We start from the raw sequence: 18,662 nt of genomic DNA on the forward strand, positions 1-18,662 counted from the left end.
ATGAAGAATTCATAAACAGCTTTCACAGTAGTACCTTTAATAGAAAGCTTTTGAGCAATGAGTTCTTCATAGCAATCGAGCTTACTTGGTTTGTTGTGATGCTTTGGCTTACCTTCGTATCCGTCATAATACTTTTTGATAGTCCTACGATCACAACCATACATCCTTGCTAGCTCAGAAAAATTTGGTTTCAAGTTGCTCAAATTTAAAATAGTGAGCTGAGTGATGACCACTGTATCCATAGAAAAATACCTCCCATGGATACAAGGTAGCATATTTAGAGGATTTGTACATTTTTATTTTCCTCTAAATGTACATTTAAATAGTATCATTTACAAAGGAAAGGGGGGAGTGGAAACTCAAGGTGAGACAGTGGTTATTATTCCACTGGAAAAATTGCATCCATTTCGAAATCATCCATTTAAGGTCAGGGATGATGCAGATATGAATAATGTGATGAGGTCTATTCAAGAAGTTGGTGTTTTGCAACCGGCTATTGTACGACCAGATAATAATGGGGAGTTTGAAATATTGTCCGGACATAGACGACATTATGCATGTAAAAAGCTTGGATTTGAATCACTTTCTTGTATTATCAGGGATATGGATGATGATTCAGCCACAATTCTTATGGTGGATAGTAATTTACAGAGGGAGGAAATTCTTCCAAGTGAGCGAGCATTTGCTTTTAAAATGAAAATGGAGGCGATGAAAAGACATGCAGGACGATGTTCAAAAAATGGTGGTCAAATTGGCCACCATTATAATGGGAAGAAGTCGAGAGAGCTAATAGCTGAGGAGGTTGGTGAAAATGCTAGAAACATTCAACGTTACATTCGGCTTACATTTTTGAATCCGGAACTTCTCCAATTAGTGGATGACAAACTTATGGGATTTAACCCGGCATACGAACTTTCTTTTTTGGACGATAAACAGCAGAAAGAGTTACTATCAGCGATTGACTATGCACAGGCTATTCCATCTTTGTCTCAAGCGAAGCGGTTGAAAAAGCTAGCTCTTTTAGGAGAGTTAACGCAGGAAGATATGTATGAGATTTTATCAGAAGAGAAGAAGCAGGATGTCGATCGTGTTGTTTTGAAGCATGACATATTAAAGCAGTTCTTTCCGAAGTCTTATACGCCTAGACAGATGGAGGAGACAATTATCAAATTATTGGAGGAGTGGCAGCAAAAAAGAGGATAATAAAAAAGATGGCGAGATTATTGCTCGCCATCTTCAGTAAGATCAAATAGTAAATAGGATTTCCAATCATTTGTGAATCCCATGAGTTCGGTATTAACGTATTGGTATTTGGCTATTAAAGTATCTAGCTCATTCACAAATTCGTTCCAGTCGTTGCGGTCTTGAATAAGATATTTCATACAGCAAATGACACCAAATATTCGTTGATTACCAATATTAGCTTTGCGTTCTGATTGATATAGCTTTGGAGTTTTCGTTAATTTAACATTATATAATCGACCATAGTGAGCGCAAAGATTTCGGACATATGCAATTGTTTCTATCCAGCTTTCAAGGTAACTATATTTTAAGTGATAAATACTGGCAATTGAAGCTTTGTCCTCGGCATTTAGGTTTTTATAAAGTCGTGATAATGTACCAAAACTTAATGTTTCCGCCAAAGCGTAGAATGGAACATCACCATTTTCATAGTTATCTTTAAAGTTCCTGATAAATGGTGAACGGGAATTGCGTTTGATTTCTCTTTCTATGTCATTCAAAAGAGAAGCGTGATATTCTTCATTAGGCATTATACTTGGATCTTTATATCCTAAAACACCATAGTTTTCACAAATATGATTAGAAAGCCTGGTTCTAAGGTTAATCTCTATTACTTCGATTTTTGAGAATAGTAATTGTCGTAGCTTGGCATTAAATAGATATAATGAAACAATTTGCTCAAAGGAAACTCCAGTGTGGTAATTACCATTTTTCTCTTTTAAACCAATGCTGAAACCTTTGATTAAACGATAGTATGAAACATCGTTTAGAAACTTGTGAGCAAACTCTTCGTTAGAGATAGTTAACCCTTTTGATTTGAGATTTTCAATTTGATTATCTATCGACATAGATGGTTGAAGGTGTTTCAAAATAGTAATCTCCCTTAAATTAAAATGACCCGACGTGGTCCGCATTGTTAAGAGGCGTGTCGGGTACTGTTGCTATTATAATACACTAGGCTGCGATTAAAAGCAATACTATATTATGGGTTCTAGATGCCGAAAACGTTGATTTTTAAGGGATTGCAAAAAGTGTCTCACAATGAAACACCAGCACAAGCAAGCATTGCGAATAAGTAATACACAATTGTTTGATAGTGTAGCATAATATGTGTTTATAAAGCCCCAACATTCCTGGATACAGGGATTTGGGGCTTTTTGTGTAGCGTTATTATCATAAATTACGGTAAAGATATGTAAATCTGATATTTGTTCCGTAGAAAATAATTGGTTATATAGTAATATCGAAGATTTAGATGGGATATATTACCCGCAATAGTTTTTATTGTGGATTAAGATGAGAGAGATAATACACACAGTGGGATATTTTTAAAAATTCTTACGGAAAAAATAATCAGTAGAGAGTATATTCCGTAAAATTAATGAAAAGGTAATTTTGGGGATGAGTTTGCAAAAGGAAAAACAGCATTATTTCTCATTATGAGTGATACAGATGCTACCTTTAATTTCTTGATTTCCATGGTCAAATGTCTTTGTTTTTTTCGCACCAGTCAATTAGAACTGGCTTTTTGCCATCATGTGCGATTAATGCAATGTTTTTCTGCTTTTCGATAGTAAGTGTAATTTTGTCTTCCATAAAGATCCTCCAATTATTGTTTAATTATATTTGCTGATGAAATATTGTGGCAAGAATAATATATTAGCTTGGCCAAATCTGGAATTGGCATATCAAAATCATTCTTAATCCATGCTCTTAAAACATTTAAGGAGCCATTCATCAAAAATACGAATAGATATTTGTCTGTCTTCATTTCTTCAAAATCAGGAACAGAATCCTTTACATGGGCTTGTATCTTATTAATAATAGCTTCCTGAAAATCAGCAGTGTCTGGCTGACAGAGCAAGACACCAAAGGTTTCTTTGTTGGTCCTCACATAATTAAGGAAGCCCTCTATTGATTCTATGGTATTGAAAGCACCGCCTAAATCAGCTAGTGATTCAAAAGATTTTTCTAATACTTCATTTTCTATATCTGTCAAAAGCTCAAATTGATCCTGATAGTGTAGGTAAAAAGTGGAACGACTCATTTCTGAAAGGTCACAGATTTCCTTTATAGATATTTTTGAAATAGGTTTTTCCTTCATTAATTGTAATAGAGACTCTTTTAGGATCTTCTTGGTAACAAGAACCCTTCTGTTGTTTTTAACAGCCATGTTTATATCTCCTTTATTTTCTTAACAAAAATTTTAGATTTTTAGCAATACAAAGGATGTGGGATATCTTTCTAAACGATACAGTTTTTTGAAATCTGTATTAAACAATACGTTCTAAAAAATATTGTAAGTTGTAAACTGTACACCGTGTCTATATTATACAGTCAAGAGCTCACAAAAACAAGCAAATGAAAAAGGAGCATGACAACAAGCATGGTACTCCAAAGGAAGGATTACTTTTAGACATCAAATAAAGAAGGTAAATGACATGAAAAAAGTATTAGTTACCGGCGCGGCTGGTGGAATGGGTTATGAAACATTAAAGCAGATGGTAGAGGATGGGTGCGATTATAAAATCGTGGCGCTGGATTTACCAAATGACAATACAAAGACAAAGCTACTGCCATTTAAGGATAGTGACAGAGTCACAGTGATGATGGGGGACCTGACAGATTATTCTGTTGTGAAGAACGCAGTTAAAGATTGCGACCTTATCATTCACATAGCAGCCTTTGTTTCTCCTGCAGCAGATTACTTCCCTAAAAAAGCTATGGAAGTAAACTATGGCTCCACAAAGAATTTTATAAATGCAATCTATGAGTTAAGTCAGCAGGACACTACAAAGTATGTTTCAATTGGAACTGTTGCAGAAACTGGTGACAGAATGCCTCCTATCCATTGGGGTAGAGTTGGTGATCCAATCAAGCCTAGTATGTATGACTATTATGCAGTGTCTAAGGTTGCGGCAGAGCGTCTTGTTGTAGAGTCTGGTCTTAAATATTGGGTAAGCCTTAGACAGACAGGAATTATGGGAACTGCAATGGCAAAGATTAGAGACTCAATCCAGTTTCACAATTGTCTTGATAATGTACTTGAGTATGTCTCAGATAGAGACAGTGGTCGAGCTATGAGAAATCTTGCTGCCTTTGATAATGATGGAAGCCTTTCAGAGGATTTCTGGGGACATATCTATAATATTGGCGGTGGCGAAGAATGTCGAGTTGCCACAATTGATATGTACAAAATCATGTATGGCGAAATGGGATTTACTTCCTTGGATTCAGTTATTGAGCCAAAGTACAATGCCACAAGAAATTTCCACGGGCAGTATTATTTAGATTCAGATAAATTAGAGAGTTATCTTCACTTTAGATCAGATTCAATGCAGTATTTCTATGATGCATATCTGAAAGAGGTGGGAGCGGCAAAACCATTTGCACAGGTTATTAATAAGCTTCCAGGCGGACAAAAGTTCATGGGATGGATTATCCGTCAGACTTTTAAGAAGTATCAGCTAGGCGAGCATGGAACCAGACGATGGATTAATGAAAACGATGAAGCTTGTATCGATGCATACTGGGGCAGTAAGAAAGCCTGGGAAAAGCTTCCTGAAAAGGTAAGTGACGTAGATGGTTTCAAAGATTGGGATACAGTAGTTGCTATCGATCATGGTTATGATGAAAGCAAGCCAGAGTCAGAGCTTACTTTGGAGGATATGAAGTCTGCTGCAGAATTTAGAGGAGGCACTTGTGATTCTACAGAGATGACTAAGGGTGATTGGAAAACACCTCTTAAGTTTACTTGTCAATTTGGTCATCACTTTACCGGTAGTCCAAGACTTATTCTCGAGGGAGGCCACTGGTGTGATGCCTGTGAGCGAAAGTCATGGAACTATGGCAACAGAGCCAAGAAAGATAAGTTCTTTGCGCAGGTTTGGAATCCACTTCATGAAGCAGATGAACTTCGTGAATATCCAAAGATTGTTAATGAACTTGATATATAAAAAGGAGAAATGATATGAAGCTTTGCAAAGACATCATGGATAAGAAAGTAAATTCTATTTCAATGCGAGGGGAATAATTTCATTGGTTACTAGAATTAACAGGATTTTTGAAAGGCCTATTTTGGCTTCAAGAATCAGCTCGGAAGATACAACTAAAAAAGAAAAATATTTAGGCTATCTACTAGGCCCCACAGGAGCTCTGCTTCTGAATGGGGTATTAGCCTCATATTTAAATGTATTTTATACGGATGTCCTAAATCTGACTGTGGTCGGGGCGGGTTTGTTTTTGGCGATTTTTCCAATTGTATCAAGAATGTTAGGCGCATTCATAAATATTGTAATTGGAAGATGGATTGATAAGACAAAGACTAAAGAAGGGAAAGCCAGACCTTGGTTATTACTTTCGGCACCGCTGATAATGTTTAGCGGAATATTGCTTTGTATAGTACCAAGTAGCAACGTGACTGTTCAATCTGTATGGGTAGTAGTTTCCTTTAATCTGTTTTATGGGTTGGCATTTAATCTGTTTAATATGAGCCACAATCTTATGGTTCCATTATCTACTAGAAAAATTGAACAACGAGGGAACCTTTCAGTATTAAACAATATCGCCAACACTATGATGACAGGAATCTTAGGGGCATTATTTTTCCCAGCAGTGATACTTCCTGTCATTGGTGCTAATTAAAAGTTGTGGTTAATTACTATATCGACACTTTCGATTATCGCATTTCCGCTAATAGTTTTAGAGTACTACTTCACAAGAGAGAGAATTACTTTAGAGGATGCAGGAAAGGCAGAGGATTTAGAAAAGCAACAGCCTACAGGAAGACAGCAGTTAAAAGCAATCTTTTCAGATAAATACTGCCTTATTATTTTTGCCTATTTTGCGATAAATCTAGTTGCAGCTCAGTTGAAAAACACATCTCTCGTTTATTACTGCAATTATGTGCTTGGTACCTATAACGATGGATATACTCAATCACTGGTATCGATTTTAGGCGGATTACCAATGGGAATTGGACTATTTGCAGTCTGGCCTATAGCAAAGAAATTTGGTAAGAAGAATACCACTGTGGCAGGATTTATTCTTATGGCAGTTGGCAGTTTAATTTGTTTTATTGCTCCTAAGAGTCTTCCAATAGTTCTTGGTGGTCAGTTTATTAAGAACATTGGAGCATTGCCTTCAGCTTATATATTCATGGCTTTATTTGCAGATGTATTGGATCATTTGGAGTGGAAACATCACTTTAGATGTGATGGTATGGCCATGTCTGTATATTCAATTATTACGACTGTAGCAGCGGGAGTGGCTACGGGTGTTTTAAATCTTGGACTTAGTTTATCAGGGTATGTAGCCCCAGTGTTTGATGCGGCTACTGGGGTAACTACAGGTGTGGTTCAGAGTGCTGCAACACAAAACGTAATTACGATTTTTTTTGTAGGCCTTGAGGCAGTCACAGGTTTGGTTTGCGCTGTTTTATTACACTCCCTTGATGTGGAAAAGGTAATTGAAAAGGAGCAGGAAGAAATTCTTCAGCGAAAGAGCACTGAAGCTGTTTGTTAGAAATGAGGTTTTATTATGTTATTAGGAAACATGTATATTTTGACTGGTATTGTAAGCATGATGATGGTGGACTGTCATTTTGGCAGAGGAAGCGAAGTCTTACTTGTTTTAATTGTGATGCTTACTGAAATTTTTGGAGCAATCTTCTATGCGCGAGAAGCTATGAAAAGAGGAGAGACTTTATCTATTCAGAATAAACTGATAGTAGTTTTAGGCGCTTTTTCTATTCTTGTAGGTTATCTTTTCTCATTAATTACAAGCAATATTTTAGGAATTATGTTTGGTGCAACAGTAGCAATCATTGGTGCAATTATTAAAATGGAATTTTTACTTCCAATTATGCATGAAAAGATGGAAAGAAAGATAAGAAGAAAATAGTAGAACACATATATACAATATATTTCACATATCTACAATAAGTCGTCTGTGACAAAAGGTAGAATTCATAGAAAAATGTATCTATAGAAGTGGAGAAGGTAATGAAAGCAATTAACTTAAAAACTGAATACTTAACAAATCCTATTGGGATTGATGTCACAGAACCAAGATTTAGTTGGAACTGTGAGGGTGGAATTAGACAGAGTGCTTACCAGATTATAGCTTATAATTCAGATGGAAATGAAGTGATGAACACAGGAAAGGTTACATCTAACCAGATGCATCTTATCCCGTGGTGCGGAAATAAGCTAAAAAGTCGTGATTATATTCAGTGGCAGGTGCAGCTTTGGGATGAAAATGATGAGGCTGGTGAAGTAAGCGACTTAGCTACTTTTGAAATAGGATTACTTGATGCAGATGACTGGAGAGCAGAGTGGATTACTGGCAATTATGAAGTAGATAAAAAGAAAAGATATCCAGTTGACTGCTTCAAAAAGTCATTTCTGATTCCAAGTGATAAAAAGGTAAAATCTGCAAGAGCATATATGACTGCCTGCGGTATTTATGAAGGTCAGATTAATGGAGAAAAGATTGGTGATTTCTGTCTAGCTCCAGGAATCACAGATTATAGAAAGAGAATCCAGTATCAGACAGTAGATATAACATCGCAAATACGTAGTGGTGAAAACCAGCTGTGCTTTATGTTAGCAGATGGCTGGTACAGGGGCTCTGTAGGTGCATGGGGAATGAAGAACTATTATGGTTCTGAGACAAAGCTCATTGCACAGATAGAAATCAGATATACAGATGGAACAGTGGATTATGTTGTAACCGATGACAACTGGCAGTGGACAAATGACGGCCCTATAAGATTTGCCGATAATAAAGATGGAGAAATTTACGATGCTAGACTGGAAGACTTCGTAAATGCGAATTGGGCATTTGCCAAGACTACAAATCATAATATAACACCTTCTGCGTCAAATAATTTTTCTCTTACAGAAAATGAGAGATTAACAAATCCTAAGCTAATTAAGACACCATCAGGGAAAACAGTTCTTGATTTTGGTCAGAATATTGCAGGCTATATCGAATTTAATGTAACAGCCAAGGTGGGACAACGTATCTTCTTGCGTTTTGGAGAGAAGCTAGATAGTGATGGCGAATTTACCCAGAAGAATATTCAATGCGCCAGAAAAGATTTGGTAACTCCTCTTCAGCAGGTAGAGTATTTCTGTAAAGATGGAGCAAATAATTACAAGACTCGTTTTGCAATCTTTGGATTTCAGTATGTGTTAGTAGAGGCTGATTTTGAAATTAATCCTGAAGATTTCACTGCTATTGCAGTTTATTCTAATTTTGACAGAACCTTTAGATTTGACAGCTCAAATAAGCTTTTGAATCAGTTTGTGGAAAATACTCTTTGGTCTTTAAAGAACAATTCAGCAGATCTTCCTACGGATTGCCCTACTAGGGAGCGTCATGGCTGGTCAGGAGATGCTCAGCTTTTTGCAAATACCGCAAGCTATATGGTTAATTATGCTCCATTCGCTTTGAAATATGAGAATGACTTATGCGATTGGCAGACAGAGGATGGATGCTTTCCACAGATTGCTCCAGAGGGAGGCACAGATTCATATATGCGAGTGATGAATGGTTCCACAGGCTGGGCTGATGCGGGAGTAATGATTCCATATCGTATGTGGAAAAAGTACGGGGATAAGCAAATTATTGAAAAGTACTATGAAAATATGAAAAAGTACGCCTTCTACATGATTGGAAGAACAGGAAAGAGGAGCTTTATAAATTCAGAGAAGGTTAAGCTTAGCAAGGAAGACAGAAAATACCTCTACAACATTGGGCAGCATTATGGTGAGTGGGCTGAGCCAGCAGAGGTTCATTCTATGAGCTGGAAGGATTTCATAAAATCACAGCCTGAGGTTGCTACTGCATATTTATCATATGTAATGTCGCTTATGATAGAAATTGCAGAAGAGCTTGGAAGAGTAAATGATATTCCAAAATACAAGGAGTATCGTGATGGTGCAAAGCGCACATATCAAAAGTTGGTAGAAACAGAAGGCTTCAAACTTGATACTGACAGACAGGCTAAGCTTGTACGCCCATTATATTTCAATCTTTTAAATGAGGATCAAAACGTATTTGCGAAGCATAGACTTATTAAAGCTCTCGAAAATTATAATTGGAGAGTTGGAACTGGATTTTTATCAACTCCATTAATTCTTTACGTGCTTCAGCAGATTGATATTGAATATGCTTATAAGCTTCTTGAAAATGAGGAGAAGCCAGGCTGGTTATACATGCCTAAAACTGGGGCTACTACTATCTGGGAAGATTGGGACGGCCCTACATCTGACAATGGAAAGGGTGGTGGAATAGCATCTCTTAACCACTACTCAAAGGGGGCCGTCTGTGAGTGGGTATTTGATGAAATGTGCGGAGTAAAGATTGCAGGTGAGAATCACTTTGTTATTGCACCACATCCAGGCGGAAGCTTTACTCATGCTGAATTTTCTTATGATAGCTGCTACGGGACTGTAGCAAGTGCATGGAAGAAAAAAGATAATGGTGATTTCGTATATACGATAATAGTCCCTTCTAACTGTACTGCAAATGTAGTGCTTCCGGATGGTAGAATGCAGCAGGTTGAAGCAGGAACTTATTCATTTTAATGAATTACGATATTCCTTTGGTGTGATATCATATTTTGCTTTAAATACATTTTGAAAATAGCTCTGACTGGAGAAGCAAAGATACTCGCTTATTTCGCTTATGGTCTTATCGGTGTAATGAAGGAGGCTCTTTGCTTCTTCTAATTTGCGGCGCATGATGTAGGTACTGATGTTAAAGCCAAGCTCACGCTTGAATTTTTTAGATAGAGTACTTCTGTCCACGTGAAGCTCTTCAGCTATTTGCTCTACAGTGATATTCGTATTTACGTGATTAGAAATATATTGAATTACTGAAAAGATTTCCTTGGACATACCCATAGGAACCTTAGCTTCAGACACACGTTTTGCAAAATCAATAATGCAGGTCATATTTAGGAAATTTATGGAATTAACATCGGTCATTTTTTCAGCTTCTAAGATATATGAGTCAGATAATTGATAAGCTGTTTCTATGTCTAAACCACCATCTATGGCACGTCTGGTGATAAGAGTAGTAGAGGCAATAAAAAGATTCTTAGCCTGTCTAATTGAATCTGTCGCAGTTCGGCCAACATTCATATTTGGAATCCTTTTTATGAAATCTTTTAATCCCTCTACATCACCTTTCTCTACATAGGAATAGTATTCCTGCTCGAAGTAGTAGGTGTCATGGTAAAGCTCATTTTCTTTATTTTCCATTAACTGGTCGGAATGATGTTTGCCAATTTTCTTTTCAGTTAATCTGTTGTGTTCTTCAAGATCACTAAGAATTTTATCAAGCATTCCGGCAATATTAAGTTCAATAATTGATGAATCCGATGCCATAGCGCCCTCCGGTTAAACATAGTATTACGACACGATATTACAACATTTTTCACGTGATTACAACAAAATAAGTCTGTCACTCTTTAAAATACAATTACAGTTTAGGGCTAGGGAGAAAAGCCTGGTATTTTAAGGAGGATGAAAAAATGTCAAAGAAACCATTGGGGAAGGACCATGATGGAGTCCAAAAGGTTATGAGAACAGGGGATTATTTTGCAGATTCCCTCGGTATGTTTGCATTGAATGCTATGTCTGGCCTTGTTGCACAGATTGCTTACTTTTACACTGATAAAGTTGGCGTTGCAGCTGCTACAGTAACTGCAGTATTGATGATTTGTAAAGTTATTGATGCTTTTACAGATATCATTATGGGAAACATAATTGACCATACAAAGCCAGGTAAAGAAAAGTACAGACCTTGGTTACTTAAGATGGCAATTCCAGCAGCAGTGGTAATTGTTGCATTATTTACTGTTCCAGCTAATGCATCTGAAGGACTGAAGTTGGCATACATGCTAATCACAAATATTCTTCTTACTGCTATCGTTTATACAGCTATTGCAATTCCTTATAGTTCACTGATGGTAGTTAGAACAAACAGCCAGCAGGAGCGTGGAATTATGGGAACATGGAGAGCTGCAGCAGGCTATGTTTCAGGAATGATAATTGCTATTGGCATTATCCCAATTACAAATGCTCTTGGTGGAAATCAGAGCGCATGGGTTAAATTTGGTTTTGGCTTCGCTTTGATGGTTATTCTTACACTTTTAATCTGCTATGCCCGTTCTAAGGAAACAGCAGTAGAATCTGGTAAAGAAGCAGATGTAACTATCGTAGAAGATGATGAAGAGGCAGTTCCTTTCAAGGAAGCTATTGGAAATCTTTTCAGAAATAAATACTGGGTAATGATTCTTATTATGGGATTCCTTTCACAGTTATCTTACGGAATTACAAGTGGCGCAGGCGCTTATTACTGTAAGTGGATTTATGGTGATGATAACCTTACAGCTATTTTAGGAGGTGTTGGTTTAATCCCTACAGTTATAGGATTTGCGCTTATTGGACCAATGATTAAAAAGCTCGGTGTTACAAATTCACTTAAGGTGTCATTCTTTATTGGTATGGTAACTACAGCTCTTAGAATTATTAATCCTACAAATTTTGTTTATAACACAGCCCTTGGATGCTTTGCTACTTTTGCAAATATTCCAATGATGTGTTTGCTAGGCGTAATGACAGCCATGACAATTGATTATAACGAATATAAATATGGTAAGAGAATTGTGGCAACATCTCAGGCAGCTTCAAGCTTTGGAGGCAAAATTGGCTCAGGTGTTGGTTCGTCAGTTATAGTATTTTGCCTTGCTCTTGCTAACTATGATGGATTTGCAACAGTGCTTACACCAGCCGTTAGACAGGCTATTTATACATTTAGTATCTATATTCCATTAGCACTATTTATTATAATGTTTGTAATAACACTTAAGTTTGATCTAGAGGAAAAATTACCGGAGTATAGACAAGAAATAGAAAAAAGAAAGAGAGCATAAATTATGCAACAGTATGAAAAGGACCATTTAGATTTTGTACTTAATAATGCAGCAGAATGTGCTGTACTTCTTAAGTCAAATGGAGATTTCCCAATTGAAAAGCCAGGAAAGCTTGCAGCCTTTGGTGCAGGTCTTCGCTACACAATCAAGGGTGGTACAGGTTCTGGAGAGGTAAATTCCAGATTCACTTACACTATCGAGGAAGGCCTTGAACAAGAAGGTTTTACAATCACATCTAAAAGCTGGTTAGAGCAGTATGATGAAGTTCGCTCAAAGGCTAAGAAGAATTTCTATAAGCAGGTTCGTAAAGAGGTAAAGGGTAACTTCCTTGCAATTATGGGAAAGACTATGAAAGAGCCTGAGCATAACCTTAAGCTTCAAGGGGATGGCGATATAGCAATCTATGTACTTAGTCGTAATTCTGGCGAAGGCTCAGATAGAGAAGTGGCAGAAGGAGAGGTAAAGCTTAACAACTCTGAGATTCGCGATATTTTAGAGCTCAACAAGAGATATCAAAAGTTTATGCTTGTTCTTAATGTTGGCGGTGCTGTAGACCTTACACCAGTTATGACTGTTGATAACATTCTTCTTATCTCTCAGCTTGGTGTAAATATTGGAAAAGTTCTTGCTGATATTTTAGTAGGCAAGCAGAATCCATCCGGAAAGCTTACTACTACATGGGCAGCATGGGACCAGTACAGCAATGAGGGAACCTTCGGAGATTGGAACGAGACAAAATATAAAGAAGGTATTTATGTAGGATATCGTTACTTTGATACCTTTGGAAAGAAAGCTCTTTTCCCATTTGGATATGGTCTTTCTTATACTAATTTTGAAGTTGGCGAGACAAAAGTTCAGGCAAAGGCTTCAGAGATTATCGTAAATACGGTAGTAAAGAACACTGGCGTATGTGCTGGTAAGGAAGTAGTTCAGGTTTACTTATCAAAGCCTAATGGCAAGCTTGACCAGCCATATCAGGAGCTTGTTGCTTTTGCAAAGACTAATAATCTTGCAGCAGGTGAGGAGCAGGAGCTTCAGCTCACCTTTGATTTACAGGATGTTGCTTCTTATGATGAGGAGACAGCCAGCTACATTCTTGAAGTAGGCGATTATTTAGTTCGCGTAGGCAATAGTTCAGTAGCTACAAAGATTGCTGCTGTAGTATCACTTGATGCTACTGTTACATGTCTTAAGGCAAAGAACTGCCTTGGAGATCCAGGCTTTAAGGATATTAAGGCACCAGCAAGAAACGCTGAAGCTGTTCCAGCTGAGGCTGCCAGACTTCAGATTCTTGCGGCAGAGCTTCAGAGCCAGTCAGTAAGCTATGACAGTAAATACGATATCGCAGATCAGGCAAAGAAGATGACTGATGAGGAGCTTATCTATATGGGTATCGGTGGATTTAATCCAGATGCCAAGATGTTCTCTGCAGTTGGTAATGCAGGTTCCCATGTGGCAGGCGCAGCAGGTGAAACCACTTCTCAGGTGAAGGGCGTAAAGCCAATGATCATGGCTGATGGCCCTGCAGGTCTTCGTCTTTGCAGAACTTATTTTGAGGATGAAAAGGGAGCTCACGACGCATCAGGAAAGGGGAGCATGCCAGAAAGCATTACTGATGCCATGGGACCTGTTGTTAGATTCATTGCAAATCTTGTGGTTGGAAAGACAAAGGTGCCAAAGGATGCTGTAATTAAAGAGCAGTCTTGCACTATGATTCCTATTGGAACAGCTATTGCTCAAAGCTTTAACTATGATTTGGCAAAGAAGTTTGGCGATATTGTTGGAACAGAGATGGAAATGTTTGGAGTTCATTTATGGCTTGCTCCAGCTCTTAACATTCATAGAAGTATACTATGCGGACGTAACTTTGAGTACTATTCAGAAGATCCATTTGTTTCAGGTATGATTGCTTCTGCTATTACAGAAGGTGTACAGCAGCACAAGGGCTGTGGCACCACAATCAAGCATTATGCTGCAAACAATGCAGAGACAAACAGATACAACAACGACAGTCAGGTTAGTGAGCGTGCTATGAGAGAAATCTATTTAAGAGGTTTCGGACTTTGCGTTAGAAAGACTCAGCCCAAGGCAATCATGACCAGCTACAACCTTTTGAATGGCGTTCATACAGCTGAGCACAGAGGCTTGATTGAGGATATCTTAAGATGCGAGTATGGCTTTAAGGGTATCGTAATGACGGATTGGATTCTTGAAATGATGGCAGACAAAAACTCTATCAACAGAATTGCTCTTTCAAATGAAGTGGCAAAAGTAGGTGGCGATTTATTTATGCCAGGCTGCAAGGGAGACTTCAATAGGATGAAGGCCGCTCTTGAGGATGGCTCACTTTCAAGAGAGCAGCTTCAGATTAACGCAACTAGAGTACTTAGAATGATTGATACCTTAGTTGGCTAATCTATAATCTCTAGGAGACATGCCATAGGCTTCCTTGAATTTGCGGTAGAAGTAACTACTGTTATCGTACCCAATGTAGGTATAAATATCTTCAATGGTAAGAGTGGTGTGGCTGAGGAGATAGGCCGCCTGTTGAAGACGACGTGTCATCAATTGTTCTTTAAAATTTTTACCAGTGTGCTTTTTAAGCAGTCTACTTATGTAATAGGTAGGCTGCTTTGTTTGTTCAGCAATTGCTTCAAGGGTGCCATGCTTATAGTGAGCATCAATATATTTCAAAACAGTAAGTAAAAGGTTTTGTTCATACTGAGATGGTGTGCCTTGGTTAACCAAAGAAACATATACTGAAAGGGTCTGTAATAGTAGACCCATTGTGGTCTTATTTATATTATTGATAATTGTTTCTGAATCCTGTTTTAGCATAGTGAAAATCATATTTTCCATAAGATTTTGCACAGGAAGAATATCTGCAGTAGGAAAGTGCAGATAAGTAAGGAAGGATGACTCTGGAGATAGTGTGGAAATTAAAAAGTCTCTAAGTAAGTCTCCTTCTGGAATCATTTGTAATGCTTCATCAAAAAACTCAGGAAGCAGGATAAAGTTAATTGCAACATCACCCTCTGATGCTGGAAGAATTTCCTGAGTAGCATTTTGGTTCAAGAATAAAAGTTCACCGGCTTTTAGTGTGATTTCATCAGTTCCATTTAAAATATGATGAGTTTCCCCTGAAACCATATAAACGAATTCAACATAGTTATGGGTGTGCTTTGGAAAGTGCACAAAACGAGTATGAGGACGTATCTCTATGAGACGTCCTTTTTTTAATAGCTTCTCGCTGTCGATGACAAAACTGTTGCCGCTGGAGTACCTATTTTTGTCAATGACACCGCCCTTTAAAATTTCTTGTTCTTCCTCTGTCAGCTGTGATAGCTGCTGTAATAAACTCTTTTCCATAGATAAATTATAGAATGAATCTAGCTGCAAATAAAGTCCTATTTTTGATTATTTTACGACCTTAAAAGTCAGCTTATCAGGATATATACTCATATCATAAACGAGGTGAAACTATGAGTAACTATTATTTGGCAGTAGACATTGGGGCCTCAAGTGGCCGTCATATGCTATTTACAATTGAAGACGGTAAGATTCAGATGGAAGAAATCTACCGTTTCGAAAATGCCATGACAAATGTAGGGGGAAAGCTTCTTTGGGATACAAAAAAGCTTTTTAACGAAATCAAAAATGGCATGAAGGAATGCAAAAGACTTGGTAAGATTCCATGTTCTATGTCCATTGATACTTGGGGCGTTGATTACGTGCTCCTAAATGAAGAGGGACAGGTTCTTGGTGATACATACGGTTATCGTGATCACAGAACTGATGGAATGGATGAGGAAGTTTATAAAATCATCTCTGAAGAAGAATTGTATAAGCGAGTTGGAATTCAAAAAGCAATTTTCAACACAATATATCAATTGACAGCAGATAAGCTTCAAAGACCAGAGGTGTTAAAAGAAGCAAAGACTTTGCTTATGATTCCGGATTATCTAAATTTCCTTCTTACAGGTGTTAGAGCATCAGAGTATACCAACGCGACAACAACAGGTCTTGTTAATCCTCACACCAAGCAGTGGGATTATCAGTTAATAGAAATGCTTGGTCTTCCTAGAGAAATCTTCTTAGAGCTTAAGCTTCCTGGTAATGAAGTGGGTAATCTAAGAGATGAAATCAAAGAGGAAGTAGGCTTTGATTTAAAGGTGCTTCAGTGTGCCAGCCACGACACAGCATCCGCTGTTATGTCAATGCCACATCTGGGAGAGGAAGGACTTTACATCAGCTCAGGTACATGGTCTCTGATGGGAGTTGAAAATAAAGAAGCCCTTACTAGAGATTGTGACAGACGGAGTAACTTCACCAATGAGGGTGGTTATGATTATAGATACAGATATTTGAAGAATATCATGGGTCTTTGGATGATTCAGCAGGTTCGCCATGAAGCAAATGATGCTCTTAGTTTTGCAGAATATGCAGAGTTTGCAGCAAGAGCAAACAGCTTCCCATCACTGGTTAATGCTAATGATGAGAGATTCCTTTCTCCTAAGAATATGACAGAGGAGATAAAAAAAGCCTGTGCTGAGTCAAGACAGCAAGTTCCTAGCACTTCAGGAGAGATGGCAGCTGTTATTTACAAGAGTTTGGCAGCTTGCTACGGAAATACGATAAAAGAGATTTGTGCAAATACAGGCAAACAGTACGAGGTGCTTCATATTATCGGTGGTGGTTGTAAAAACAGATATTTAAATCAGCTTACAGCCGATGCCACAGGACTTACAGTCCTTGCAGGCCCATCAGAAGCAACAGCCATCGGAAATGCAATGGTGCAGATGATTGAAGATGGTGCGTTGGCCGATCTTTTGGCAGCCCGTGAGGCGGTAAGTAACTCATTTGATATTGAAATATTTAGATGAGGCAGTAGATATCAAGCTCTTAGTGTTACTCAGTGAAACATCTGTTGAACAGAGTAATACTAAGGCTTGAGATTGTAACTGCCGGATTAGGAGGTTAGATTAAATGTTAGTAAATACAAAAGCTAAGGTGGGAGTTTTTTCAATTGCTCTTGGAGCGTATCTTCCACAGTTCCCAAGCTTAGTTCCAGAGTTTAATAAACAGTTTGAGGATTTCAAAGCGTCAATCCCTGACACAGTTGAAATCATTGATGGTGGTGTAGTTACCACAAAGGAGCAGTCACAGGCTGCAGGAGATTTGTTCAGGGCCGCAGATGTTGATTTAGTATTCATGCAGCTTCTTACTTATGCTACATCTTACAACATGCTTCCAGCAGTAAAGGATTTAGATGTACCAGTTGTACTTGTAAATCTTCAGAAGCTTAAGGCTCTTGATTACGATACAGCCGGCACAGCAGAGTGGCTTGGTGAAGCATATGCATGTGGTGCTGTTGGTGAGATGGTAGCTGACTTAAATCGTTACGGAAAGCGCTCAGCTGTTATCACAGGTGTAGTAGAAGGCGGCGATGCAGCTGTTGCAAAGGAAATTGACCAGTGGTGTCGCGCAGCACAGTGTCGTAGAAGATTTAGAGAGACAAATCTTGCTCAGATTGGTCGTCCATATCCTGGCATGATGGACCTCTACATCGATGAATCAAATCTTTACAGAAGAATGCACGTATATACAAAGCAGTTCGACTGGGAAAAGATTTGGACTATTGCAGATGATATTACAGATGAGGTTGTTATCAAGGCTAAGGCTGAGGATATCTTAGATACTTTTGAAATCGTTGGCGGTGTTGATGAAGAGAAGCTTCATGAGATGGCTAAGTATGTAGTTGCATTTGAGCAGTGGGTTAAGGATGAAAAGCTTGGCTTTGTAGCATCTCACTATGATGGTTATGCAAAGGGGCAGGCTGGAGTTGTTGATAGTCTTCTTATCCCAGCATTCTCAATGTTAATAAAGCAAGGTACAGCTTGTGCTGTTGAAGGCGATATCAAGGTTGCCATGGCAATGAGTATCCTTAAGACAATCGCAGGTTCTGGCCAGCTTTCAGAAATGTACACAATCGATTTCAACGATGGAGTAACTCTCATCGGACACAGCGGTTCTGGTGATGCAGATTTCTCTCAGGCTAAGAAGCCTACTATGAAGATTGTAGATGTATTCCACGGCAAGACAGGTGGTGGATATCTTACACAGTTTTATCCACCAGAGGGAGATATTACATATCTTGCAATTACTCAGGATGGTGAAGGTCACTTCAAGTTCGTTTGTGCTGAGGGTGTAAATGTACCAGGAAAGATTCTTCAGAATGGTGACACAATGATGCGTACAGAGTTCGCAATTTCACCAGCTGAGTTCGTAACAAAGTGGAGCGAAGCAGGTCCTACGCATCACTTTGCAGCGGCAATCGGTCGTCACATCGATGTAGTCGAGAAGGTTGCCAAGATCTTCGACGTTCCAGTAGAGATTATTACAAGATAAAAGGCTTCCCCTTGAGGGTTGCTAGGCTCCAGTGGAGCCTGTTTAGCAACGACCGAGCCGGGAG

At 38.4% G+C, this 18,662-nt stretch carries 12 protein-coding genes and 4 pseudogenes; 10 read left to right on the forward strand and 6 right to left on the reverse strand.

The annotated features are described in order from the left end of the window. Positions 1-242 (reverse strand): annotated as a pseudogene (locus tag BM097_RS14120) (hypothetical protein); the annotation flags it as partial. Positions 243-351: 109 nt separating this feature from the next. Between BM097_RS14120 and BM097_RS14125 the strand changes: the two are divergent. Further along, positions 352-1,203: a ParB/RepB/Spo0J family partition protein gene (locus BM097_RS14125; protein ID WP_242944725.1), complete on the forward strand. Its 852-nt coding sequence runs from the start codon at positions 352-354 to the stop codon at positions 1,201-1,203. A 17-nt stretch (positions 1,204-1,220) separates the two neighbouring features. On the opposite strand, the gene BM097_RS14130 is transcribed toward BM097_RS14125, so the two are convergent. After that, positions 1,221-2,111 (reverse strand): Abi family protein, encoded by an 891-nt coding sequence (locus BM097_RS14130; RefSeq protein WP_090551622.1) that lies wholly within the window; start codon positions 2,109-2,111, stop codon positions 1,221-1,223. Between the two features lie 546 nt (positions 2,112-2,657). Here BM097_RS14130 and BM097_RS17065 point away from each other — a divergent pair. Beyond that, positions 2,658-2,726: pseudogene (locus tag BM097_RS17065) on the forward strand (type IV secretion system protein VirD4); the annotation flags it as partial. A gap of 1 nt (position 2,727) precedes the next feature. On the opposite strand, the pseudogene BM097_RS16960 reads toward BM097_RS17065, so the two are convergent. Both BM097_RS16960 and BM097_RS14140 read right to left on the reverse strand, forming a co-directional pair. Further along, a pseudogene (locus BM097_RS16960) lies at positions 2,728-2,838 on the reverse strand (methylglyoxal synthase); the annotation flags it as partial. A gap of 13 nt (positions 2,839-2,851) precedes the next feature. After that, the gene (locus BM097_RS14140) at positions 2,852-3,415 is read right to left on the reverse strand and encodes a TetR/AcrR family transcriptional regulator (RefSeq protein WP_090551626.1); all 564 of its coding nucleotides are present in this window, start codon (positions 3,413-3,415) and stop codon (positions 2,852-2,854) included. Positions 3,416-3,683: 268 nt separating this feature from the next. Here BM097_RS14140 and BM097_RS14145 point away from each other — a divergent pair, with 268 nt between their 5' ends. The 4 genes and pseudogenes from BM097_RS14145 to BM097_RS14160 all read left to right on the forward strand — a co-directional run bounded on the left by BM097_RS14145 (position 3,684) and on the right by BM097_RS14160 (position 9,836). Next, on the forward strand, positions 3,684-5,198 hold the full coding sequence (locus BM097_RS14145) for an NAD-dependent epimerase/dehydratase family protein (protein ID WP_090551629.1): 1,515 nt from the start codon (positions 3,684-3,686) through the stop codon (positions 5,196-5,198). A 121-nt stretch (positions 5,199-5,319) separates the two neighbouring features. Next, a pseudogene (locus tag BM097_RS16755) lies at positions 5,320-6,765 on the forward strand (MFS transporter). Positions 6,766-6,780: 15 nt separating this feature from the next. Beyond that, complete coding sequence (locus BM097_RS14155) at positions 6,781-7,143, forward strand: hypothetical protein (protein ID WP_090162862.1); 363 nt, start codon at positions 6,781-6,783, stop codon at positions 7,141-7,143. A gap of 101 nt (positions 7,144-7,244) precedes the next feature. Further along, on the forward strand, positions 7,245-9,836 hold the full coding sequence (locus BM097_RS14160; RefSeq protein ID WP_090551634.1) for an alpha-L-rhamnosidase: 2,592 nt from the start codon (positions 7,245-7,247) through the stop codon (positions 9,834-9,836). On the opposite strand, the gene BM097_RS14165 is transcribed toward BM097_RS14160, so the two are convergent. Next, entirely contained in the window at positions 9,828-10,640 is an 813-nt protein-coding gene (locus BM097_RS14165) for an AraC family transcriptional regulator (protein WP_090551636.1), read from the reverse strand. The two genes, BM097_RS14160 and BM097_RS14165, sit on opposite strands and share 9 nt — an antisense overlap. A gap of 146 nt (positions 10,641-10,786) precedes the next feature. On the opposite strand from BM097_RS14165, the gene BM097_RS14170 reads away from it, so the two are divergent. Together BM097_RS14170 and BM097_RS14175 are read left to right on the forward strand one after the other, a co-directional pair. After that, positions 10,787-12,190 (forward strand): MFS transporter, encoded by a 1,404-nt coding sequence (locus tag BM097_RS14170; protein WP_090551641.1) that lies wholly within the window; start codon positions 10,787-10,789, stop codon positions 12,188-12,190. Positions 12,191-12,193: 3 nt separating this feature from the next. Continuing rightward, a complete protein-coding gene (locus BM097_RS14175) occupies positions 12,194-14,605 on the forward strand; it encodes a glycoside hydrolase family 3 N-terminal domain-containing protein (RefSeq protein WP_090551644.1) in 2,412 nt (803 codons plus the stop codon). Here BM097_RS14175 and BM097_RS14180 read toward each other — a convergent pair. Continuing rightward, positions 14,594-15,559 carry an AraC family transcriptional regulator gene (locus tag BM097_RS14180; RefSeq protein ID WP_028246695.1) on the reverse strand — a complete coding sequence of 322 codons (966 nt, stop codon included), beginning with the start codon at positions 15,557-15,559 and terminating at the stop codon, positions 14,594-14,596. The genes BM097_RS14175 and BM097_RS14180 overlap by 12 nt on opposite strands. A 113-nt stretch (positions 15,560-15,672) precedes the next feature. Here BM097_RS14180 and rhaB point away from each other — a divergent pair, with 113 nt between their 5' ends. Then, positions 15,673-17,073 carry a rhamnulokinase gene (rhaB, locus tag BM097_RS14185; protein WP_090551648.1) on the forward strand — a complete coding sequence of 467 codons (1,401 nt, stop codon included), beginning with the start codon at positions 15,673-15,675 and terminating at the stop codon, positions 17,071-17,073. Between the two features lie 103 nt (positions 17,074-17,176). Next, on the forward strand, positions 17,177-18,598 hold the full coding sequence (locus tag BM097_RS14190; protein ID WP_090551652.1) for an arabinose isomerase: 1,422 nt from the start codon (positions 17,177-17,179) through the stop codon (positions 18,596-18,598). Positions 18,599-18,662 lie beyond the last annotated feature (64 nt).

It is taken from the genome of Pseudobutyrivibrio sp. OR37 (assembly GCF_900113655.1).
In the GTDB taxonomy this organism is placed as follows: domain Bacteria; phylum Bacillota; class Clostridia; order Lachnospirales; family Lachnospiraceae; genus Pseudobutyrivibrio.